This window comes from Vreelandella hamiltonii, from assembly GCF_014651795.1.
In the GTDB taxonomy this organism is placed as follows: Bacteria; Pseudomonadota; Gammaproteobacteria; order Pseudomonadales; family Halomonadaceae; genus Vreelandella; species Vreelandella hamiltonii.
The window spans coordinates 1-21,082 of sequence record NZ_BMXO01000006.1 but is presented as its reverse complement, the minus strand read 5'-3'; the positions used below and the strand labels follow the sequence as shown (position 1 = coordinate 21,082).

Annotated in this window: 19 protein-coding genes and 1 other RNA gene; 8 read left to right on the top strand and 12 right to left on the bottom strand. The window is 60.6% G+C overall.

Features of this window, described 5'->3' with window-relative positions; all coding sequences use genetic code 11:
- Positions 1–70 precede the first annotated feature (70 nt).
- From nhaD to IE061_RS07880, 6 genes are all read right to left on the bottom strand, one after another.
- A complete protein-coding gene (nhaD, locus tag IE061_RS07905; protein WP_096921589.1) occupies positions 71–1,549 on the bottom strand; it encodes a sodium:proton antiporter NhaD in 1,479 nt (492 codons plus the stop codon).
- 240 nt (positions 1,550–1,789) lie between these two features.
- On the bottom strand, positions 1,790–3,403 hold the full coding sequence (locus IE061_RS07900; RefSeq protein WP_193461362.1) for an ABC transporter ATP-binding protein: 1,614 nt from the start codon (positions 3,401–3,403) through the stop codon (positions 1,790–1,792).
- Positions 3,396–4,235, bottom strand: coding sequence for an ABC transporter permease (locus IE061_RS07895; protein WP_096921587.1), 840 nt, complete (start codon positions 4,233–4,235; stop codon positions 3,396–3,398). The genes IE061_RS07900 and IE061_RS07895 overlap by 8 nt, the downstream gene beginning before the upstream one ends.
- A gap of 45 nt (positions 4,236–4,280) precedes the next feature.
- Positions 4,281–5,240 carry an ABC transporter permease gene (locus tag IE061_RS07890; protein ID WP_016915892.1) on the bottom strand — a complete coding sequence of 320 codons (960 nt, stop codon included), beginning with the start codon at positions 5,238–5,240 and terminating at the stop codon, positions 4,281–4,283.
- A gap of 14 nt (positions 5,241–5,254) precedes the next feature.
- A complete protein-coding gene (locus tag IE061_RS07885) occupies positions 5,255–6,853 on the bottom strand; it encodes an ABC transporter substrate-binding protein (RefSeq protein ID WP_016915893.1) in 1,599 nt (532 codons plus the stop codon).
- A 19-nt stretch (positions 6,854–6,872) separates the two neighbouring features.
- Positions 6,873–7,640, bottom strand: a complete 768-nt coding sequence (locus IE061_RS07880; protein ID WP_193461361.1) for an HAD family hydrolase — start codon at positions 7,638–7,640, stop codon at positions 6,873–6,875.
- 279 nt (positions 7,641–7,919) lie between these two features.
- Between IE061_RS07880 and IE061_RS07875 the strand changes: the two genes are divergently transcribed.
- Positions 7,920–8,897 (top strand): TAXI family TRAP transporter solute-binding subunit, encoded by a 978-nt coding sequence (locus tag IE061_RS07875; RefSeq protein WP_193461360.1) that lies wholly within the window; start codon positions 7,920–7,922, stop codon positions 8,895–8,897.
- On the opposite strand, the gene IE061_RS07870 is transcribed toward IE061_RS07875, so the two are convergent.
- A complete protein-coding gene (locus IE061_RS07870) occupies positions 8,894–9,850 on the bottom strand; it encodes a calcium/sodium antiporter (RefSeq protein WP_039181443.1) in 957 nt (318 codons plus the stop codon). The two genes, IE061_RS07875 and IE061_RS07870, sit on opposite strands and share 4 nt — an antisense overlap.
- A gap of 97 nt (positions 9,851–9,947) precedes the next feature.
- Positions 9,948–10,916: a LysR family transcriptional regulator gene (locus tag IE061_RS07865; protein ID WP_039181440.1), complete on the bottom strand. Its 969-nt coding sequence runs from the start codon at positions 10,914–10,916 to the stop codon at positions 9,948–9,950.
- A 144-nt stretch (positions 10,917–11,060) separates the two neighbouring features.
- Between IE061_RS07865 and IE061_RS07860 the strand changes: the two genes are divergently transcribed.
- Positions 11,061–12,005 (top strand): sodium-dependent bicarbonate transport family permease, encoded by a 945-nt coding sequence (locus tag IE061_RS07860; RefSeq protein ID WP_193461359.1) that lies wholly within the window; start codon positions 11,061–11,063, stop codon positions 12,003–12,005.
- Between the two features lie 77 nt (positions 12,006–12,082).
- Here the strand turns inward: IE061_RS07860 and ssrA are convergent.
- Both ssrA and smpB read right to left on the bottom strand, forming a co-directional pair.
- Positions 12,083–12,462, bottom strand: a transfer-messenger RNA (tmRNA) gene (gene ssrA / locus IE061_RS07855).
- 44 nt (positions 12,463–12,506) lie between these two features.
- Complete coding sequence (gene smpB, locus IE061_RS07850) at positions 12,507–12,998, bottom strand: SsrA-binding protein SmpB (protein WP_039181437.1); 492 nt, start codon at positions 12,996–12,998, stop codon at positions 12,507–12,509.
- Between the two features lie 126 nt (positions 12,999–13,124).
- Between smpB and IE061_RS07845 the strand changes: the two genes are divergently transcribed.
- Both IE061_RS07845 and IE061_RS07840 read left to right on the top strand, forming a co-directional pair.
- Positions 13,125–13,559, top strand: a complete 435-nt coding sequence (locus tag IE061_RS07845) for a type II toxin-antitoxin system RatA family toxin (protein WP_039181434.1) — start codon at positions 13,125–13,127, stop codon at positions 13,557–13,559.
- Positions 13,549–13,860, top strand: a complete 312-nt coding sequence (locus IE061_RS07840) for an RnfH family protein (protein WP_193461358.1) — start codon at positions 13,549–13,551, stop codon at positions 13,858–13,860. The genes IE061_RS07845 and IE061_RS07840 overlap by 11 nt, the downstream gene beginning before the upstream one ends.
- 3 nt (positions 13,861–13,863) lie before the next feature.
- On the opposite strand, the gene IE061_RS07835 is transcribed toward IE061_RS07840, so the two are convergent.
- Positions 13,864–14,331: an outer membrane protein assembly factor BamE gene (locus IE061_RS07835; protein ID WP_193461357.1), complete on the bottom strand. Its 468-nt coding sequence runs from the start codon at positions 14,329–14,331 to the stop codon at positions 13,864–13,866.
- Between the two features lie 72 nt (positions 14,332–14,403).
- On the opposite strand from IE061_RS07835, the gene fur reads away from it, so the two are divergent.
- Positions 14,404–14,856 carry a ferric iron uptake transcriptional regulator gene (fur, locus tag IE061_RS07830; RefSeq protein ID WP_016915905.1) on the top strand — a complete coding sequence of 151 codons (453 nt, stop codon included), beginning with the start codon at positions 14,404–14,406 and terminating at the stop codon, positions 14,854–14,856.
- 149 nt (positions 14,857–15,005) lie between these two features.
- On the opposite strand, the gene recN is transcribed toward fur, so the two are convergent.
- Positions 15,006–16,679, bottom strand: a complete 1,674-nt coding sequence (recN, locus tag IE061_RS07825) for a DNA repair protein RecN (protein WP_039181427.1) — start codon at positions 16,677–16,679, stop codon at positions 15,006–15,008.
- 200 nt (positions 16,680–16,879) lie between these two features.
- On the opposite strand from recN, the gene grpE reads away from it, so the two are divergent.
- The 3 genes from grpE (at position 16,880) to dnaJ (ending at position 20,856) form a co-directional block, all read left to right on the top strand.
- Positions 16,880–17,509: a nucleotide exchange factor GrpE gene (gene grpE / locus IE061_RS07820; RefSeq protein ID WP_193461356.1), complete on the top strand. Its 630-nt coding sequence runs from the start codon at positions 16,880–16,882 to the stop codon at positions 17,507–17,509.
- Between the two features lie 151 nt (positions 17,510–17,660).
- On the top strand, positions 17,661–19,595 hold the full coding sequence (gene dnaK, locus IE061_RS07815; protein ID WP_096921580.1) for a molecular chaperone DnaK: 1,935 nt from the start codon (positions 17,661–17,663) through the stop codon (positions 19,593–19,595).
- 109 nt (positions 19,596–19,704) lie between these two features.
- The gene (dnaJ, locus tag IE061_RS07810) at positions 19,705–20,856 is read left to right on the top strand and encodes a molecular chaperone DnaJ (RefSeq protein ID WP_193461355.1); all 1,152 of its coding nucleotides are present in this window, start codon (positions 19,705–19,707) and stop codon (positions 20,854–20,856) included.
- Positions 20,857–21,082 lie beyond the last annotated feature (226 nt).

The following is a 21,082-nucleotide window of genomic DNA, read 5'->3' as shown; positions in this document are numbered from 1 at the left end:
GCCCACCACAGCAAAACGCCTACCCCATGAAGGGTGGGCGTTGCCAGAACGGTGGGCAGGCCGTCAGTGCTCAGCCGTATACCGAAAAGCTGCCTGCGTTGAGCCACAGGTGTACGATGATGCTGGCAATGTAGCCCAGCAAGATGACCGGCGCCCAGCGCAGGTGCCCCATGAAGGTATAGTAGCCGCGTGCCTGGCCCATGACGGCCACGCCTGCCGCCGAGCCAATCGACAGCAGGCTACCCCCGACCCCGGCGGTCAGTGTGATCAACAGCCAGTGCCCGTGGGACATGTCCGGCTGCATGGTCAGTACCGCGAACATCACCGGAATGTTATCCACCACGGCTGACACGACACCCAGCGCAATATTGGCCCAGGTAGCGTCCCAGTTGGTGTACAGCGCGTCCGAGAGTAGCCCCAGGTAACCCATGAAGCCCAAGCCGCCCACGCACATGACCACCCCGTAGAAGAACAGCAGTGTGTCCCACTCGGCGCGGGCCACGCGGTTGAAGACGTCGAAGGGCACCACGCCGCCCAGTTGCTCAAGCTTTTTGTTGTCGCCCAGGCGGCTGTAGCGTTCGCGCTTGCGCTCCAGCGAACGGGGCAGGCTTTGGCGCAGGTAGTAGCCAAAGAACTGCAGATAGCCCAAGCCCGTCATCATGCCCAGTACCGGGGGCAGGTGCAGCAGCGTATGGCAGGCGACGGCGGTGGTGATGGTCAGCAGGAACAGCGCAATGATGCGGCGTGCACCGCGCTTGAGCTGCACGTCCTCATAGACACTGTTGGGTTTCTGGTTCTTGATGAACATGCTCATGATGACGGCAGGGATCAGGAAGTTGACCAGCGACGGAATGAACAGGATGAAAAATTCCTGAAACTGGATCAAACCGGCCTGCCAGACCATGAGTGTCGTGATATCGCCAAAAGGACTAAAAGCACCGCCCGCATTGGCAGCCACCACGATATTGATACACGCGAGATTGATAAAGCGTTTATCGCCTTCTGCCACTTTAGTAATAACGGCACACATCAAAAGTGCCGTGGTCAAGTTGTCGGCAATCGGGGAAAGCATAAAAGCCAAACCCCCGGTCAACCAGAATAGCGTGCGGTAATTGAAGCCTTTACGCAGCATCCATGAACGCAGTGCATCAAAGACTCGGCGCTCTTCCATGGCGTTGATATAGGTCATGGCGACCAGCAGGAACAGCATTAGCTCGGTGAACTCCAGCAGCGTCACCCGAAACGCATATTCCGACGTTTCCGACATGCCGTTCTGGACGTACACCCAGCCAATGAGTCCCCATATCACCCCCGCTGCCACCAGCACGGGCTTGGACTTGCGCATGTGGATCTTTTCTTCGGCCATGACCAGCGCATAGGCCAGCACGAAGATGGCCACGGCAAAAAAGCCAATGGCAGAACTGGTCAAGTCGATCTCGCCCGTGACCGCAAAGGCGGCCGGGCTTGCCAGCAGTAGTAAAGCCGCTAACAAAAAAAGCCAGCCACGAGTCCATCGAGGCTGGCCAGGGTCATGATGCAACGTCAACATGGCGTGTTTATCCTTATAATGATGAGAAGAAAGGGGTTAATAAGCCACGCCAGTTTAACAACCTATATTGCATTGCAATACGGAATAAAACCGAATGAAAAGCGACATGACGTAAGCGATTACGTCTTTTTTTTGAAATTATCCGTTTCGCTAATAGTAAAGTACTCATAACAGTGTCATGAGTAACGGCTGTTGGGTCCCGCCCACTGCTTTAGTCGCCAATGAGCGGGAAAACGCTCGCTAGCGGGTCGCCATGGCCTCTTCCAGCCACCCCAGCTTCATTTGCGGCACCGACGCCAGCAGCGTCTGGGTGTAGTCGTCGAAGGGCGGGGCGAGCACGTCATCACGCTGTCCATAGCGGACGACCTTGCCCTGGTGCATCACCGCGATACTGTCGGCGATGGCTTTTACGGTGGCCAGGTCGTGGGTGATGAACAGATACGCCACGTTCTCTCTTTTCTGCAGACGCAGCAGCAGCTTCAGAATGCCGTCGGCCACCAGCGGGTCGAGCGCACTGGTCACTTCGTCGCAGATGATCAGCTTGGGCTTGGCCGCCAGGGCGCGGGCAATACAGACCCGCTGTTTCTGCCCCCCGGACAGCTCGGCGGGGTAGCGGTCGATGAAGCTTTCTCCCAGTTCGATCTCATCGAGCAGCTCGATGACCCGTTGGCGTCGCGCCTTGCCTTTCAGGCCGAAATAGAACGTCAGCGGGCGGCCAATGATGGTTTCCACCGTGTGGCGTGGGTTCATGGCCACATCGGCCATCTGGTAGATCATCTGCAGTTCACGCAGCGTCTCCTTGTCGCGCTCGCCCAGGGTGTTGGGCAGGGCCCGGGACTGGAAGCTGACCTGCCCCTGGTTGGGCGGCAGCAGGCCGGTGATCACCCGGGCCAGGGTCGATTTGCCCGACCCGGACTCCCCGACGATGGCCAGCGTCTGGCCAGGGCTGACCGCCATGCTGACTTCGTGAAGCACGTTGCCTGCACTGTTGCTGTAGGCGGCGCTGACCTGCTCGATGGCCAGAACCAGCGTGTCTTCCGGCGTCTTGGCCGCATGATCGATAGAGCGCACCGAGACCAGCGCCTGGGTGTAGGGCTCTTGAGGGGCCTCGATGATCTGTCGCGTCGGGCCGTACTCCACCATGGCGCCGTGACGCAGCACCATGATGTCGTCCGCCACTTGGGCCACCACGGCCAGGTCGTGGGTGATATACAGCGCGCCCACTCCCGTCTTGCTGATGGCATGCTTGATGGCGGCCAGAACGTCGATCTGGGTCGTCACATCCAGTGCAGTGGTCGGCTCATCGAAAATGATCAGGTCGGGCTCGGGGCACAGCGCCATGGCCGTCATGGCCCGCTGCAGCTGGCCGCCGGAGACCTGATGCGGGTAGCGGCTGCCAAAGTGTTCCGGGTCAGGAAGGCCCAGCTGGCGGAACAGCTCCACGGCGCGCGCTTCGGCTTCCTTACGGCTGGCCAGGCCGTGGAGCAGGGTGGTCTCGATGACCTGTTCCATCAGCGTATGGGCAGGGTTGAACGCGGCGGCGGCCGACTGGGCCACGTAGCACACCTCTTTGCCGCGCAGCTGGCGCAGCGCCTTGGGCGAGCCGTCGAGAATGTTGCGGCCGTTGACCCAGACTTCGCCGCCCAGGCGTATGCCGCCCCGGCCATAGCCAGCCGGCGAGAGTCCGATGGTGGACTTGCCTGCCCCGGATTCGCCGATCAGCCCCAGCACCTTGCCGCGCTCCAGCGTCAGGTCGACCCCTTTGACGATGTTGATCTCCTGGGGCGGCTCGCCGGGAGGGTAGGCCGTGGCATCGATGGTCAGGTTGCGAATCGTTAACAGCGTATCAGCCACTGCGGCCTCCTTTCAGATCAGTGGTGTGGCGCAGGATCCAGTCGGCCACCAGATTGACCGAAATCGCCAGCACGGCAATGGCGGCGGCGGGAATCAGGGCGGCGGGAACGCCGAACACGATGCCCTGTCGGTTTTCGCGCACCATGCTGCCCCAGTCGGCTTCCGGAGGCTGTACCCCCAGGCCCAGAAACGACAGCGACGACAAGAACAGCACGGCAAAAATGAACCGCAGGCCCAGCTCGGCCACCAGGGGCGTCAGCGCATTGGGGAGAATCTCGCGAAAGACGATCCAGCGTTTGCCTTCACCGCGTAGCCGTGCGGCTTCCACGTAATCCATCACGTTGATATTGACCGCCACGGCGCGGGAGATACGAAACACGCGCGTGGAGTCCAGCACCCCCATGATCAGAATCAACATGAGAAGGGTGCTGGGCATGACCGACAGGATCACCAGCGCGAAGATCAGCGTGGGAATCGACATCACGATATCGACCCCTCGGGAAATCAGCTGGTCTATCCAGCCGCCATAGACGGCCGCCAGAATGCCCAGCACCGAGCCAATCGAAAAGGCCAGCGCCGTGGCCAGGGCGGCAATGGTAATGGTCGTACGGGCACCGTAGATCAGCCGCGAGAGCAAGTCGCGGCCCAGATTGTCGGTGCCCAGCAAAAACTCGGCAGACGGGCCCATCCACATGTCGCCGACGCTCTCGGACATGCTGTAGGGCGCCAGCCAAGGGGCGAAGATTGCCATGATCAAGAAGCTGAAGGTCAGCAGCAGCCCGACCAGCGCGGTCACGGGCATTCGCTTCAGCAGCGTTAAGGGTTTCGGCATGGTATTACGTTCCTGTCTGGTCACTGTGGCCTGGCAAGCAGCCGGTCATTTGGGATGACGCAGGCGTGGGTTGGTCAAGATGGCAATGATGTCGGCCAGCATATTGAGCCCGATGTACACCGCCGCAAAGATCAGCCCCACCGCCTGGACCACCGGGACATCGCGCTTCGAGACGTGGTCGATCAAGTACTGCCCCATGCCTGGGTAGACAAAAATCACTTCGACCACCACCACGCCGACGATCAGGAAGGCGAGGTTCAGCATCACCACGTTGACCACCGGCGCGATGGCGTTGGGAAACGCGTGGCGGGCAATGATGCGAAACGAGCCCAGCCCCTTGAGTTCGGCGGTTTCGATATAGGGCGACTGCATGACGTTGAGAATGGCGGCCCGAGTCATGCGCATCATGTGGGCCAGAATCACCAGCGTTAACGTGGCCGCAGGCAGTGCGATGGCGTGCAGACGTTCCCCCAGGCTCATGCCGCCATGCACCGTGGAGACGCTGGGAAACCAGTTGAGCTGGACGGCGAACAGGTAGATCAGCAGGTAGCCGATAAAGAATTCCGGCAGGGAAATGGCGGTCAGCGTGGAGCCGGAAATCACCCGGTCCGGCCAGCGGCTCTGGTAGCGCACGGCGACCAGCCCCAGCAGGATGGCCAGCGGCACTGCAACGATCGCCGTCCAGAAGGCCAGGAACAGCGTGTTGCCTGCGCGGCCCCAAAGAGACTGGGCGATATCCTGACGGTTGGACAGGGCCGTGCCCAGATCGCCTTGCAGAATGCCGCCCAGCCAATCGATGTAGCGTGACCAGGCGGGCTGGTCGAGGCCCAGTTCCCGGCGCAGGTTGTCGACGGCCTGGGGCGTGGCGCTTTGACCCAGGATCGACTGGGCCACGTCGCCGGGCAGCATTTCGGTGCCCGCGAAAATCAGCACCGACACGGCCAGCAGAAGCAAGAGACCCAGCGCCAGGCGCTGGGCAATCAGTTTCAAGACAAAAGAGTTCATGGCAGCCTTCCGGATTATGACGTCAGCCAGCACTTCGAGAGTGCAAAGCCTGCCATCATCTCGCCCATCGGGTTGGCTGACCAGCCCCCCACGTTGTCCAGGGTGGCCTCGATGTAATCATTGAACATGGGCAGAATCAATCCACCTTCATCGCGGACGATCATGGCCATGTCGTGGTACAGCTCGCTGCGGCGGTCTGTATCCAGCTCGCCGCGTGCTTCGCGGGCCAGGGCATCGAAATCCTCGCGGAAAAAGCGGGTGTCGTTCCAGTCGGCGCTGGAAATGTACGCCGTGGAGTACATCTGGTCCTGGGTGGGGCGACCGCTCCAGTAGGAGGCGCAGAAGGGCTGCTTGTTCCACACTTCCGACCAGTAGCCGTCGCTGGGCTCGCGGCGGACTTCCATGTTGATGCCCGCCTGGGCGCAGCTCTGCTGAAACAGCTGTGCGGCATCCACGGCACCGGGAAAGGCCACGTCGGAGGTGCGCAGCACGATGGGGCTGTCGTGGCCGGATTTCTTGTAGTGATAGCTGGCCCGCTCGGGGTCGAATTCCCGTTGGGGAATGCTGTCGGGAAACAGCGGGTAAGCGGCGTTGATGGGGAAATCGTTACCCACGCTGCCATACCCGCGCAGGATACGCTCGACCATGTCTTCGCGGTTGATGGCGTACTTCAGGGCCAGTCGCAGGTCGTTGTTATCGAACGGTGCCGTATCGCAGTGCATGGGGAAGACATACTGAGCACGCCCGGAAGTGTTGTTGATCACGATGTTGGGCAGGCGCTGCACCATGTCCACCACCCGCGGCTCGACCCGGTTGATCATGTGCACCTGACCGCTCTGCAGCGCCGAGATGCGCGCCGTCGGGTCGTTGATGATGGTGATCTCGATCTGGTCGGCGAAGCCGTACTCGTCCGGGTTCCAGTAACCATCGAAACGCTCGGCGATCTGCCGTACGCCGGGCTGGAACTCCACCACTTTGTAGGGGCCGGTGCCGATGCCTGCGGCCGGGTCCTGCTTGCCACCGCCCGGCTGAATCATCAGGTGGTAATCGGAAAGCAAAAACGGCAGGTCGGCATTGGGCTCCAGCGTGACGATGGTGACTTCGTAGGTGTCCGTGGCGCGAATCGACTCGATGCCGCGCATGATGCCCAGCGCACCGGACTGCGAACTCTCGTCCGAATGGCGTTCCAGCGTGGCCACGACGTCGTCGGCGGTCATCTCCTGGCCATCGTGGAACAGCACGCCGCGGCGCAGCTTGAAGACCCAGGTTTTGGCATCCGAAGAAGAGTCAATGCTTTCCGCAAGGCGGGGTACCAGCTCGCCTTCTGGTGAAACATTGGTCAAGGCTTCCCCCCAGGACTGCCCGAAGGAGTGCTGTACCTGGCTGGTCCAGCTGGCTGGGTCAAGGCTGTCGGTCGACTCCCCTCCTTGCATGCCGGCGCGCAGAATACCGCCGCGTTGAGGAGTGCCCGTGCTGGCCAATACCTGGCTGGAGAGCAGCGAGCCAGCAAAGGGCGCGGCAATGCCCAGAGCCATGGCGCGACGCATGAAGTCGCGGCGCGACAGCTGGCCGCGTTTTGCTTGCTGGGTGAGAGACTCGAGTGTTGGATGCATGGTGTGTTCCCTTGATGGATTAATGATGAGGCCGTGCGATAGTCAACTCGTCATAGTCACGAATCACGTGATCCGCGTGGGTGAGATGGGAGCCGTCCAGATGAGGAGCGGCGCAGATACCGATACCGGCCAGCAGACCGGCGGCCTGACCCATGGCCATGTCGCCATTGGAGTCGCCGATGATCAGCGTGCGTTGCGGTGCCGTGCCCAGCTGTTCGCAGGCGAGTAGCGCCATCTCCGGGTAGGGCTTGCCGCGCGCCACTTGATCATGCCCCAACACGACAGAGAACGCATCGGCCAGCGAGAGCAGCTTTAAATGCAAATGCGCGTTGTGGGCGTCATCGGAGGTGACCACGGCCAGAGAAATGCCTGCCTGTCGTGCCTGCTGCACGAAATTCACCAGGCCCTTCACGGGGGTCACGCAGCTGGGCCAGTCCAGCGTGTCGGCCAGGCGGGCGATGGCATCGTGGGAAAGCTGGGTAGCGTCGTTCCAGGCGATCCCCGACTCGAACAGGCTAAGCGAGACGATGGTGGCAATCTCGTCCAATGAGCCAATGGTCAACGGGCCGGTGGGGTCCCACAGGCGCTGCTCAGGATCGATGCCTACCTTGGGGTAGAGTGCTCGGTGCGATAGTGCTTGTGCCTCGGGAAGGCCTTGGTTAAGGGTCGTGATCAGTTGGTCGAACCAGCCAATCCAGAGGTCGCCGAAATTGAGCAGCGTGCCATCCTTGTCGAACAAAATGGCATCGATGTCGTAGGCGGTGCCTTGCAAGGTGAGTTGGGGCATAGAGTGTCAGGGCTGTTGTGCAGCCATCTCATGAAGGTGGCAATGGCACATAGGTTACACGGGTTTCATGACACTATCCGTGTCAGGCACCGTGAAAATCATCCAAACCATTACCTGGGATTTTTTTTGAACGTTCAATTGAGAATAAAAATTTATCCTGAGCATTCCTACCGTTGATGTCAAGTTGAAGGGCGCTCGCAGGGGGTGGCCAGTCACGTCTACAATGCGCCTATAAAAACGAGGCCTGACAAGGCACCCCAGACCTGCCAAGGAACTTTCATGCGCGCTCATCTTTGCCCTCTTTCTCGTCTGGCTGGCCTGGCGTTCGCGGCTGTCGCGCTGTTATCTTCCACTGCGCTGGCCGAGCCCCCTGTTCGAGTCACCTACAAATCTGCCCTAGCGGGTACCGCTTACCATCAGATGGGCGGAGAGCTGGCGCAGGCCATACAAGCAGGCAGCGCTGGTGCGCTGCTACTGAGCTCCGAAGAGAGCCAGGGGTCGGTGCAAAACATCATGGAGGTCATGCACCGCCAAGGGCTGTATGTGTTTACCGCACCGCCTGCCCTGATAGCAGAGGCGCTGGAAGGGCAAGGCCCCTTTGCAGGCCGCGACCCGGAACACTTTGCGGCCATCCGGGGCCTGTTTCCGGTGCCCCCGTTGACCATGCACTTCGTGATGGCCGGTGACCGAGGCACGGCACCCATCGAAGCCCTGGAGGGCAAACACGTACTGTTGGGGCGCGGCACCTTCAGCTCGGGCGAAGCAGCGCGCTACTTCGAACTGTTTGGTCTGGCGGGCAAGGTGCGCCTGGCCGATGCTTCGATCACCAATGCGTCCGAGGCCCTGCGGGATGGACGTATCGATGCCTACGTCACGGCCAGCTCGTTTCCGACTCCCAACGTGATGGAGACAGCGTCGCTGGTGCCCATCACGCTGATCAGCTTGACCGATGAGCAGGTCGAGCGCACAGGGGCCGTACGCCAGATCATTCCCGGCGGTACTTACCCAGGCATCGACAAGCGAGTAGTGACCACGTCGTCGCCAGTCTTCGCGCTTGCCACGGTGCACATGGACGAAGACGTGGCCTACCGGTTGACCAAGACATTCTGGGAGCAGCAGGCCGCGTTGACGGAGACATCACCCTGGTGGGGCAGTGTGACCGCTGAACTGCTGGCCCACCTGCCGGTGGACCTGCACCCCGGTGCGCTGCGCTACTATGACGAAGCCGACGTCGAACTACCGGAAGCGTTGCGTTAGAAGACCGTGAAGCTCAGGGCAATATAAGCGCCATATCCCGCCAGCAGCGCCGCCCCTTCTCCGCGTGAAAGGCGCATGCCGGTATACAGGAACAGCAGCAGCAGGCTTGCCGAACCCAGCATGACCCACTGGTCGAACTGACCGACGCGCGCGGCGATGGGCAGGGGTTGCAGCAGGGCGGAAATGCCCAGTATGCCCAGCACGTTAAAGATATTGCTGCCCAGGATGTTGCCAACGGCAACGTCGGCATGACGGCGCAGGGCTGCAATGACCGATACCGCCATTTCCGGTAGTGAGGTGCCCACCGCGACAATGGTCAAGCCAATCACCGCTTGCGAAATGCCCACGGCCTGCGCCAGCCCGATGGCGCCGTATAGCAGCAGCTGCGAGCCGCCAATCAGCATGCCTAGCCCGACGACCAGCGCCGTGATGATCATGCCGGTAGACGTGGGGACCGCCGACACTTCTTCGGCTTCAGCGCTGTGCATTTCACCGGCAGGTTGCGGCACATTGCGCTCGGTACGATAGGCCCACACCAGGTAAGCGGCCAATGAGGCCAGCAGCAGCAAGGCCTGCCATACCCCCAAGGCTCCCCCCCATGAGAGCACGATGAACAGCACGCTGGCCGCCACGACGACGACGCCATCCCGGCGCAGTGCCAATGGTTGTACGGTCATGGGGCAGATGGCGGCGCACAAGCCCAGAATCAGCAAGATGTTGCCGATGTTGCTGCCCACGATATTGCCCACGGCAATATCCGGCTGTTGACGAAGCGCTGCGTCCACCGATACCACCAGCTCGGGCGCGGAGGTACCAAACCCCACCACTACCAGTCCGGTCAATAACGGAGAGACGCCCATGCGCTGTGCGCTGGCAACGGCTCCACGGATGAGCGCTTCACCGCCCAGAAACAGTAATCCAATCCCTGCCAGCAGGCTCAGCCCATACAGCATGGTGTCGCTTCCTTGTTCAATGGCCTGACCTGGTATCGGGCCTCATGTTGTCAACATAGCGGGATTGAGGCGCGCTGCAAAGTCCTGGCCGAGCGCCTCAATCCTTTACTGGAAAGGTGGGGTAAGCCTCCAGTAAAAGTTCTAGTTCATTGCAGACGAAGCGTGGCTCGATCCATTGGCTTAAATGCTCATGCACGTAGTGTAGAAAGCGCTGAGCAGTGGGGGGCAAGCGCTGGTCGTTGCGCACGATGAACTGCCAATGGCTTTCGATGGGCAAGCCAGTGATGGAAAGTACGGCCAGTTCGGAGTGCTCGTTGGGCAGCACGTGCTCCGACAATACCGCTACCCCCATGTCGGCGGCCACGCCCACGCGAATGGCTTCGTTACTGGCCATTTGCAGGGTCTTGCGCATGGTCAGGCCATGCTCCTGTAGCCAGCTTTCCAGCAGCATGCGCGATGCCGAGCCGGGCTCGCGGAGCAGCAGGCGCTCGCCGAGCAGTTGCTCCATGGTCACGTTTGGCTGGCTGGCCAGCGGATGATGGGCGGCAGCAATGGCCACCAGCGGGTTGCGCATGAAGCGGGCCGCCACGGCGTGGGCCAGGGCAGGGGGGTGGCTGAAGATATACAAGTCGTCTTCGCGCCGCTCGAAGCGAGCCAGGACCTGCCGCCGATTGCCGATATTGACGGTGACGTCCACCTCGGGGAACGCGTGGCTGAACGGGCCCAGCAGGCGCGGCAGCACGTATTGCGCCGTGTTCACCAAGGCAATGCTGAAGCGCCCCTTGCTGCCATATTGCAAATCGCTGAGCTGGTCCGCGAAATCATCGAAGCGCCCCAATACGTCACGGCTGGCCTGATACAGCGCCTGGCCCGTGGCGGTCATGGTCAGCCCTTGAGCGTGGTGTTCCAGCAGCGGGCTGCCAATGGCCTCGCTCAGCCGCTTCAACTGCTGCGACACGGTGGGTTGTGTCAGGTGCAGCTGCCGGGCGGCCTCGCTGATCGAGCCATGGCGCACCACGGCGACGTACACTTGCAACAGACGAAAGGTTAAATGGCGGATATTCACGAAGACAGCCTTTATACGAAGGTCAAATCGAAGGTCAAATTCAGGGTATAGAAAATCATCTATGCCGAGCATTCAATATATGATTAGTTGTCTTGCCGTGTACATCGCAAAATGCGGCCACTTTCATCCGATGGAGCAGCGGCGATGCCCGATATAGTGGTCATGTTTTTTCTACTTGGACTGTTGGCTGGCGCGGTCAAGTCCGACCTTCAGGTTCCCAAGGCCACCTACGATACGCTGAGCCTGTTGCTGATGCTGACCATTGGCCTCAAGGGGGGCATGGCGCTGCATGGCAACCTGCACTGGGGGCTGGTGCCCGAACTGATGGGCGTAGCGCTGCTGTCTGCGGTCATTCCCTTGATGTTGATGCCCGTACTCAGGCGGTTGGTACGCCTATCTCCGGCGGACAGTGCCAGCATTGCCGCCCACTACGGTTCGGTGAGCGCAGGTACCTTCGCCGTGGCGCTGGCGTACGTGGAGGCGCGCCAGTTGGCCGTGGGCAGCGAGGTCACCCTCTATCTGGTGGCCATGGAGCTACCCGCCATCATGATCGCCATTGCCCTGTACCGGCGCTACCATGGTGCAGCCGTCAAGGAAAGTACCAGCAAACTGTGGCATGAAACGCTCACGAACCGTGGGGTCATCCTGCTGGCGGGCGGTGTCGTCATCGGTGCGCTTTACGGCCCCTTCCAGGGCGAAGAGGTCACCAATCTGTTTACCGGTGCCTTCAAGGGCGTGTTGGCCCTGTTCCTGCTCGAGATGGGCCTGACTGCCGCCCAAACGCTGCGTCCCATGCCCTGGCATCACTGGCGATTGGTGACCTTTGCGCTGGTCACGCCCATGGTGTTGTCGCTGATGGGGATTGCCGTGGGAGCGCTGGTTGGCCTGCCGATTGGTTCGGTGGTGATTCTCGCGGCCCTGGCCGCCAGCGCCTCGTACATCGCGGCCCCGGCCGCCATGCGGGCCGCCATCCCTGAAGCCAACATCGGCCTTGCCATGCTGGCCTCGCTGGGCATCACGTTCCCGCTCAACGTGATGCTGGGCATCCCGGTCTACCACCGGCTGATCGAGTGGCTGCTGGTGTCGTAACGCCATGGTTTCTGGGCGCTTTCACCGCGCCCAGAAACGAAAAAAGCACCCGAGGGTGCTTGATTCGAAGGGGTGTCTGGTGGAGGCGGCGGGAATTGAACCCGCGTCCGCCAGCACGCGCCCATTGGCTCTACATGCTTAGATTTCGTCATTTGCTTTAACGTGTCTGACTCCGACGATCAGGATTCAGCTACGCGAGCCTTCTAAAGTTTGACGGTTGGCGAGAAGACACCACCAACCGCGGTCCTATCAGCTTTAGCTCATATCCCCGCTGCGATGAATAGGCACATCACTTTGGGGCCAGACAAGAAGCTAGCAGGGTTTAAGCTGCCAGCGCGCCTTGAGCGTAGTTTTCGTCGTTTGCGACTATTTTTCGTGATGTGGTATTTACGAGATACATCACGCTCTCGGCATGCACCGCAGGGTTTGTCACCGGCGTCGAAACCATGTCGCCCCCTTGTTCAGAGCCGCATTCTAACGTGCTCGTGCCCAATTGACCAGTTATGCCTTGTTATGTTCCCGCATAATTCGGCCTTTCTGGCGATTCCAGTCGCGGTCCTTCTCGGTGGCGCGCTTGTCATGGATCTTCTTGCCCGTCACCAGCGCCAGCTCGCACTTCACCTTGTTGCGCTTCCAGTACAGCTTGAGCGGTACACAGGTGTGGCCCTTGTCCTGCGTGACCGAAAAGATCTTGGCGATCTCCTTGCGGTGCAACAGCAGTTTCCGGGTGCGGGTGGGGTCGGCTATTTCATGGGTGCTGGCCGTGTTCAGTGGCGTGATATGGCTGCCCAGCAGGTATGCTTCGCCGTTGCGAATCAAAATATAGGTGTCGGTGAGCTGCGCTTTTCCGGCGCGCATGCTTTTGACTTCCCAGCCTGCCAGTGCCAGGCCCGCTTCGAAGGTTTCGTCGATATGGTACTCAAACCGCGCCTTCTTGTTCTGGGCTATCACGCTGCTGCCGGGGCCCTTGCTGTTACCTTTCTTAGTGGCCATGGAACCTCATCGTTGATCTGTCGTTCGCACCCCCTTCGTTATGCGGGGAGGCGTGATACCATTCAAGGTCTGTAACTATGTTTCCCATGATACGCTTTGGGCACTGTGAAGTCAGCGGAGAGGTCAATGCCAACCGTCAATCGTACCGCTTTGGTGCGCCATACCCCCCAGCAAATGTTCGATCTGGTCAATGACTTCGAACGCTATCCCGAGTTCCTGCCGGGATGCCGCCGCGCGCGTCTGCTGGAAAAGGACGATCAGCACCTGGTCGGAGAAATGACTCTGGGTCGTGCGGGGGTCGAGCAAACCATCACTACGCGCAACGACCTGCACGCACCAGAGCGGATCGAGCTTTCGCTGGTCAAAGGGCCCTTCAAGCAGCTCAAAGGCCGCTGGCTGTTCATCCCCATGGGGGATGATGCTTGCAAGGTCAGCCTGGAAATGGAGTTCGTATTCGCCAATCGGTTGCTGAGCATGGCATTTGGCAAACTGTTCCAGCAGATTGCCGGGCAACTGGTCGATGCCTTCACCAAGCGCGCCAACGAACTGTATGGCCGTTGATGACATTGCTGTCGAGGTAGCCTTCGCGCTGCCTCACAAGCAGCGTATCGTCGCGCTGAAGGTACCCAGCGGCACCACTGCCAGAGCAGCCGTTGCCCTGGCCGACCTGCCCAGCCTGTTTCAGGAGCTGCCCGCCGAGACCTTCGAGCAGGCGCCGCTGGGCATCTTCGGCAAGGCGTTGCGCCACCCCGATAAGGAGCCGCTGCGCGAAGGCGACCGTGTAGAAGTCTACCGGCCGCTGCAGATCGACCCCAAAGCGGCCCGCCTGGAGCGGGCCAAACGTCAGGCCAGCGGCCAGTAGCCGTTACTGGGCAATCGGTACTGGCTGGGGGTCGGGGGCGGTCTCAGGCGTGGGGGCCTGCTGGGTTGGCTGCATGCTGTCCATTGGGTCAGTGCCTTCGACGGCAGGCCCCATGCCGCGGTCAGAGCTGACCGGCAGGTCGCTAGACAGGTCGCCTTGCTGCTCGACGTTCACCAGTCGGCCAGCGTTATCGAAGGTGAGCGTGACGCGACGCTGTTCCACGCCCCCGTACGCTTTATCGAGGCGGTATACGTAGTCCCACTGGCGGGCATCGAAGGGGGCTTCCAGCAGCGGCCTGCCCATCACATAGGTGACCTGTTCCTGGGTCATGCCCGGCTGGAGCTGGCTGACCATCTCCTGGGTGACCAGGTTGCCCTGGGGGATGTCGCGCTTGTACACGCCGACGTAACTGCAGCCGCTAACGACGGTCAGGGCAACGGAAAGAGTAATGATACGAGTCAATTTTTGCATTTGAGCCTGTTCTTCACTATCGTGGTTTCGGTCGATGATACCCGACCTAACCTGTTACTGCGAAGAGCAACCATGGCCGATCAGAACCATGAACTACGCAAAGCCGGGCTGAAAGTGACCCTGCCGCGCGTCAAGATCCTGCAGATTCTCGAAAATGCTTCGGGCCAACACCACCTTAGCGCAGAAGAAGTGTATAAAACACTGATTGATGCGGGCGAGGATGTTGGTCTGGCGACCGTCTACCGCGTGCTGACTCAGTTCGAGTCGGCAGGCCTTGTGATTCGTCACAATTTCGACGGTGGCCATGCGGTCTTCGAGATGACCCAAGAAGACCACCATGACCACATGGTGTGTCTGGAAAGCGGTGAAATCATCGAGTTCGTCGATGACATCATCGAGCGTCGCCAGCAAGAGATCGCCGAAGAGCACGGCTACGAGCTAGTGGACCACGCTCTGGTGCTGTACGTACGCCCCCGTGGGTCGGACGTCACGCGCCAGGACAGTGGCCCCACGAACCGCAAGTAGTCCGCTGCCACATGAAAACGCCCTTGGGGTGCCAGAGCAGTTCATCTGGCGCCTCAGGGGCGTTTTTGTAGGTCGCGTGATGGCCGAGCGCTGCCTTCGCCCGGCGAAGGGCAAAGGCTTGGCGTGGGTTTGGTTGAGTTTGGTTGAGCTTAGTGAGGAGGGCGCTGGCTGGCGTGCAGCATCTCGCGGGCATGGGCCAGGGTCTGGTCGGAAAGCGTAACCCCGCCCAGCATGCGGGCCAGCTCGCTGATGCGGCCTCGCTCGTCCAGCAGTGCCATGTGGGTCAAGGTGGTATCGCGTTTGGCGCGTTTTTCGATATGCAGATGCTGATGCGCCTGGGCGGCCACCTGCGGCAGGTGGGTCACGGTCATCACCTGGCCGTTTTCGCCCAGCTTGCGCAGCAGCTGGCCGACGATTTCGGCCGTCGCACCGGAAATACCCACGTCCACTTCATCGAAGACCAGGCTGGGAATGGTGGAGTGCGAGGCCGCCACGACCTGAATGGCCAAACTGATACGCGACAGTTCACCGCCGGATGCCACTTTCGCCAGCGGGCGCGCAGGCTGGCCAGGGTTGGCACTGATCAGGAACTGTACGTGATCCAGCCCTTCTGGGGTGGGCGTGTCGCGAGGGGTAACGTCGACATCGAAACGCGCCTTGCCCATGGCCAGGAAGGCCAGCTGCTGCTGAACTTCCTTGCCCAGCCGCACCGCCGCCTTTTGGCGAGCGTCACTGAGCAGCTTGGCATCGCTGCGGTAGCGCTCGCGGTAGTCGGCCACCTGGCTGCTCAGGGCCTCCAGGTCATCATCGCTGGCTTCCAGTTGCGCCACTTCCTGGCGTAGCTGGGCATGCAGAGCGCAGATTTCCTCCGGGGCGACATGGTGCTTGCGCGCAATGCGGTGCACGTCGCCCATGCGCTCCTCGACCCAGGCCAGGCGCTCGGGGTCCAGTTCGGTGGTGCTGGCCAGACGCTGCAGCTCGCTGGCGGCTTCTTCTACCTGAATGCGTGCATCGCTGAGCATGGCCAGGGTGTTGGCCAGCGTACCCTTGTCGCTGCCGGGCAGGGCGCTCAAGTGTGCGTAGGCCTGGTTCAGCAACGACAGCGCACCGCCCTCATCGCTTTCACAGCAGTCGGCGGCAAACTGGGTTTCTCGCAGGGTCTCTTCCGCGTGGGCCAGCGTGTGCTGCTCTTCTTCCAGGGTTTGCAGTTCGCCTTCGGCGAGGCCCAGCTGGTCGAGCTCTTCCACCTGATAGCGCAACAGCTGGCGCTTGGCCTCTACCTCGCTGCCCTCTTCACTGAGCTTTTTCAACCGACGACGGGCATTGCGCCATTCACGGTAAGTCTCGGCCAGCTGCTGGCTGCGCTCACGAAGCCCGGCGTAGTCATCCAGCAGCGCCAAGTGGGTTTCTTCACGCATGAGCGCCTGGTGGGCGTGCTGGCCATGGATTTGAATCAGCTGCTCGCCCAGGGATTTCAGGTCGGCAATGGTGGCCGGGTGGCCGTTGATCCATGCTTTGGAGCGCCCGCTGGCGGTAACGACGCGGCGTAACAGGCACTCGTCGGTAGGCAGTTCCCGGGCCTGCAGCCACTCGATGGCGGCGGGCAGGTGTTGAATGTCGAAGCGGGCGGAAAGGTCGGTGCGCTCGCAGCCGTGGCGCACGCTGCCTGCGTCGGCACGCTCGCCCAGGCAGAGCCCCAGCGCGCCCAGCAAGATGGATTTACCCGCCCCGGTTTCCCCCGTGATGGCGGTCATGCCACGGCTGAGGTCGAGTTCAAGGCGGTCAACAATCGCGTAATCCTGGATCGCTAGCTGTGTCAGCATGAGGCCTCCTGAGGCGGTGCATTCCGAGTGCTGGATGCTTATCCAATAATTGTTGTTTTATACAGTAGTCGATAACTCACTTCAATGCCCCTCTTGAGATGGCTTTGATGGCCCCCATATAGCTTTCATCCGTGGTCTAAATCCCGCGAATCAACTCAGGTGGCCGCCAACGGCACCGCTACGTATTTCAGGAGCAAGGCATGGCTAAAGAACCGCAAACCCCGTTGGATGAAGAGCTGGCGCGTCAGGAGCAGGAAGCCGAAGTCACGGAGCCAACGGCAGAAGAGTGCCTGGTAGAAGGCGAGCTGGAAGGGCTGATCGAAGACGAAGCAGTGCTCGATGGCAGCGTAGGCAACCCTGAAGCCGACGTGCTGGCCGCCCAGGTAGAAGAGCTGGAGCAGAGCCTGGCCCAGGCCAAGGACCAGGCCCTGCGTGCCGCCGCTGAAGCACAGAACGTGCGCCGTCGCGCCGAGCAAGAGGCCGAAAAGGCGCGCAAGTTTGCGCTGGAGAAGTTCGTCAAGGAACTGCTGCCCGTCGTGGACAGCCTGGAGAAAGCCCTGGAAAGCATGCAGGAAGACGCTTCCGACGTGCATCGTGAAGGCGTCTCCATGACTCTGAAGATGCAGCTGGGCGTGCTGGCCAAGTTTGGCGTCGAAAGTATCGAGCCCCAGGGCGAACCCTTCGACCCGCAGATGCATGAAGCCATGGCCATGGTGCCCAATCCCGAGCTGGAGCCCAACACGGTAATGGACGTCATGCAGAAGGGCTACTCCCTGAATGGCCGTCTGGTGCGTCCCGCGATGGTGGTGGTCAGCCAGAAAGCCGGTTAATCCGATGACGCATTGCAGAAAAAAGCCCTTGAAATGCGCCAGCCGGCCCCCAAATAAAGGGCAACCCGCGAGAATGATCGCAAACGCCTTAAACAGTTTTGACGGCGTAAACCACTAGTTTTTTGTTTCAATCGAATTCGAGGTTTTTGCTATGGGACGCATTATTGGTATCGACCTGGGCACCACTAACTCTTGTGTAGCCGTGCTCGATGGTGACAGCGCTAAAGTCATTGAAAACGCCGAAGGCGGTCGTACCACGCCTTCCATCATTGCCTACACCGATGACGGCGAAACGCTGGTCGGTCAGGCGGCCAAGCGCCAAGCCGTGACCAACCCGGAAAACACCCTTTACGCCATCAAGCGTCTGATCGGTCGTCGTTTCAAGGACGACGTCGTGCAAAAAGACATCAAGATGGTGCCGTACAAGATTGCCGAAGCCGACAACGGTGACGCGTGGGTAGAAGTCAAAGGCAAGAAGATGGCTCCCCCGCAGGTCAGCGCCGAAGTGCTGAAGAAGATGAAGAAGACCGCCGAAGACTACCTTGGCGAGCCGGTGACCGAAGCGGTCATCACCGTTCCGGCCTACTTCAACGACAGCCAGCGTCAGGCCACCAAAGATGCGGGCCGTATTGCCGGTCTGGACGTCAAGCGCATCATCAACGAGCCGACTGCCGCAGCGCTTGCCTACGGCATGGACAAGTCTCGTGGTGACAAGACCATCGCGGTCTACGACCTGGGCGGCGGTACCTTCGATATCTCCATCATCGAAGTCGCCGATGTCGATGGTGAAACCCAGTTCGAAGTACTGGCCACCAACGGTGACACCTTCCTGGGCGGTGAAGATTTCGACCTGGCGCTGATCAACTATCTGGTCGACCAGTTCAAAACCGACAGCGGCATCAACCTGTCGGGCGACAACCTGGCCATGCAGCGTCTGAAGGAAGCCGCCGAGAAAGCCAAGATCGAGCTTTCCAGCGCTCAGCAGACCGACGTCAACCTGCCGTATATCACGGCAGACAACACAGGCCCGAAACACCTGAACGTCAAGGTGACTCGTGCCAAGCTGGAGTCGCTGGTAGAAGACTTGGTGCAGCGCTCTCTCGAGCCATGCAAAACGGCTCTGAAAGATGCTGGCCTGTCCGCGTCTGAAATCGACGAAGTGATCCTGGTCGGCGGCCAGACCCGCATGCCGATGGTTCAGAAGAAAGCGGCAGACTTCTTCGGTAAAGAAGCCCGTAAAGACGTCAACCCCGATGAAGCCGTCGCCGTAGGTGCCGCGATTCAGGGTGGCGTACTGGGCGGCGACGTGAAAGACGTTCTGCTGCTGGACGTCACGCCGTTGACCCTGGGTATCGAAACCATGGGTGGCGTCATGACGCCGCTGATCGACAAGAACACCACCATCCCCACCAAGAAGACTCAAACCTTCTCGACGGCGGATGACAACCAGACGGCGGTGACCATTCACGTCGTGCAGGGCGAGCGCAAGCAAGTGTCGCAGAACAAGTCGCTGGGTCGTTTCGACCTCTCCGACATTCCGCCGGCACCGCGTGGCGTACCGCAAATCGAAGTGGCTTTCGATCTGGATGCCAACGGTATCCTGAACGTGTCGGCCAAGGACAAGGCGACGGGCAAAGAGCAGTCCATCGTGATCAAGGCGTCCAGCGGCCTGACGGACGAAGAGATCGAGCAGATGGTTCGCGACGCCGAAGCCCACGCCGACGAAGACAAGAAGTTCGAAGCGCTGGTGCAACTGCGCAACCAGGCGGACGGCATGATTCACGCCACCCGCAAGACCGTGCAGGAAGCAGGTGACAAGGCCACCGATGACGAGAAACAAGCCATCGAGACGGCCATCGCCGAACTGGAAGAAGCGGTCAAGACCGATGACCAGGACAACATCCAGAAGAAACTGGATGCGCTGACCGAAGCCTCTGGTCAACTGGCGCAGAAGATGTACGCCGAGCAGGCAGACGCTGCCCAGCAGGCAGGCGCAGAAGGCGCGGAAAGCACCAACGCCAAGCAGGACGACGACGTGGTTGACGCCGAGTACGAAGAAGTCAACGACGAGCAGAAGAAGCAGTAACCCACCTCTTTCTGCCAAGGAAAGCGGTGACGCGGGAGGCAACTCCCGCGTTGCTGTTTCCGCGGCCGAGACGCCAATAGTGCGTAGCTAACCAGGAGGCGTAGGACCCATGTCCAAGCGCGATTATTACGAAGTCCTGGGTGTCGAAAAAGGGGCCGATCAGAAAGAGATCAAAAAGGCCTATCGCCGTCTGGCGCAAAAATTCCACCCTGATCGAAACCCGGACGATAACACCGCAGCGGAAAAATTCCGCGAGGTGTCAGAAGCCTACGAAGTCTTGAGCGACGGCGAAAAGCGCGCCGCCTATGACCAGTTTGGTCATGCCGGTGTGGATGGCCAGGGCGGTGGCTTTGGTGGCGGCGGCTTCGGCGGCGGAGCCGGTGATTTTGGCGACATTTTTGGCGATGTATTCGGCGACATCTTCGGGGGTGGCGGTGGTCGTCGGCGGGGGCCCAATGCGCCCGCGCGAGGGTCCGACCTGCGCTACAACCTGGAGCTGGACCTCGAAAGCGCCGTGGCCGGTACCACGGTGGATATTCGCGTTCCGCGCCATATCGAATGTGACCGCTGTGACGGTGGCGGTGCCGAGCCAGGCTCCTCCAAGGAAACCTGCCCCACGTGCCACGGCCATGGCCAGGTACGCATGCAGCAGGGCTTCTTTGCGGTTCAGCAGACCTGCCCCACGTGCCATGGTAGCGGCCAGCACATCAAAGTGCCGTGCCACAAATGTAATGGCGAAGGGCGTGTACGCGAAACCCGCACTCTCTCGGTGAAAATTCCGCCGGGTGTCGATACCGGTGATCGCATTCGCCTCAATGGCGAAGGCGAAAGCGGCGTGAATGGCGGCCCAGCGGGCGACCTGTACGTACAGGTGTCCATCAAGCCTCACCATATCTTCCGCCGCGACGGCAAACATCTGCAGTGCGACGTGCCGATCAATTTCGTGGACGCCGCGCTGGGAGGCGAGCTGGAAGTGCCGACGCTGGATGGACGCGTGAAGCTGAAGATCCCACCGGAAACCCAAACCGGCAAGCTCTTCCGCCTGCGCGGCAAAGGCGTGAAGCCCGTTCGTGGCGGCACCCCCGGCGACCTGCTGTGCAGGGTAGTGGTGGAAACGCCCGTCAATCTCAACGACGAGCAGAAAGACCTGCTTCGCCAGCTGCAAGAGAGCTTCGATGGCAGCAACAGCCACAGCCACTCACCGAAGAAGACCGGCTTCTTCGACAGCGTGAAGAAGTTCTTCGAAGAGATGAAGCCGTAAAGGTTACGGCCTGACGACCAGGGACGCCCCGGCACGGTAACGTGCTGGGGCGTCTTTGTATCAGCATCTGGCTTCGGAAGCGTTCGCGCTGGCTCTTTTGCATGCCTTGAGCGCGCGGTATTTTTATCGAACATCGCGAAAAACCTCGTACTTCTAGTGCGAGGATGGATAGCGAGGGGCGCGAGAGCGCCCCTAGTCCGGCCTCGATTGTTGCTCAATATACTGC

Bases quoted from the DNA above. Each gene is read 5' to 3' on its own strand.
- nhaD (WP_096921589.1), bottom strand. From the start codon at position 1,549: ATGTTGACGTTGCATCATGACCCTGGCCAGCCTCGATGGACTCGTGGC.
- IE061_RS07845 (WP_039181434.1), top strand. From the start codon at position 13,125: ATGCCAACCGTCAATCGTACCGCTTTGGTGCGCCATACCCCCCAGCAA.
- IE061_RS07895 (WP_096921587.1), bottom strand. From the start codon at position 4,235: ATGCCGAAACCCTTAACGCTGCTGAAGCGAATGCCCGTGACCGCGCTG.
- IE061_RS07870 (WP_039181443.1), bottom strand. From the start codon at position 9,850: ATGCTGTATGGGCTGAGCCTGCTGGCAGGGATTGGATTACTGTTTCTG.
- recN (WP_039181427.1), bottom strand. From the start codon at position 16,679: ATGCTGACACAGCTAGCGATCCAGGATTACGCGATTGTTGACCGCCTT.
- grpE (WP_193461356.1), top strand. From the start codon at position 16,880: ATGGCTAAAGAACCGCAAACCCCGTTGGATGAAGAGCTGGCGCGTCAG.
- IE061_RS07840 (WP_193461358.1), top strand. From the start codon at position 13,549: ATGGCCGTTGATGACATTGCTGTCGAGGTAGCCTTCGCGCTGCCTCAC.
- dnaK (WP_096921580.1), top strand. From the start codon at position 17,661: ATGGGACGCATTATTGGTATCGACCTGGGCACCACTAACTCTTGTGTA.
- IE061_RS07875 (WP_193461360.1), top strand. From the start codon at position 7,920: ATGCGCGCTCATCTTTGCCCTCTTTCTCGTCTGGCTGGCCTGGCGTTC.
- dnaJ (WP_193461355.1), top strand. From the start codon at position 19,705: ATGTCCAAGCGCGATTATTACGAAGTCCTGGGTGTCGAAAAAGGGGCC.
- IE061_RS07835 (WP_193461357.1), bottom strand. From the start codon at position 14,331: ATGCAAAAATTGACTCGTATCATTACTCTTTCCGTTGCCCTGACCGTC.
- IE061_RS07880 (WP_193461361.1), bottom strand. From the start codon at position 7,640: ATGCCCCAACTCACCTTGCAAGGCACCGCCTACGACATCGATGCCATT.
- smpB (WP_039181437.1), bottom strand. From the start codon at position 12,998: ATGGCCACTAAGAAAGGTAACAGCAAGGGCCCCGGCAGCAGCGTGATA.
- fur (WP_016915905.1), top strand. From the start codon at position 14,404: ATGGCCGATCAGAACCATGAACTACGCAAAGCCGGGCTGAAAGTGACC.
- IE061_RS07860 (WP_193461359.1), top strand. From the start codon at position 11,061: ATGCCCGATATAGTGGTCATGTTTTTTCTACTTGGACTGTTGGCTGGC.
- IE061_RS07890 (WP_016915892.1), bottom strand. From the start codon at position 5,240: ATGAACTCTTTTGTCTTGAAACTGATTGCCCAGCGCCTGGCGCTGGGT.
- IE061_RS07885 (WP_016915893.1), bottom strand. From the start codon at position 6,853: ATGCATCCAACACTCGAGTCTCTCACCCAGCAAGCAAAACGCGGCCAG.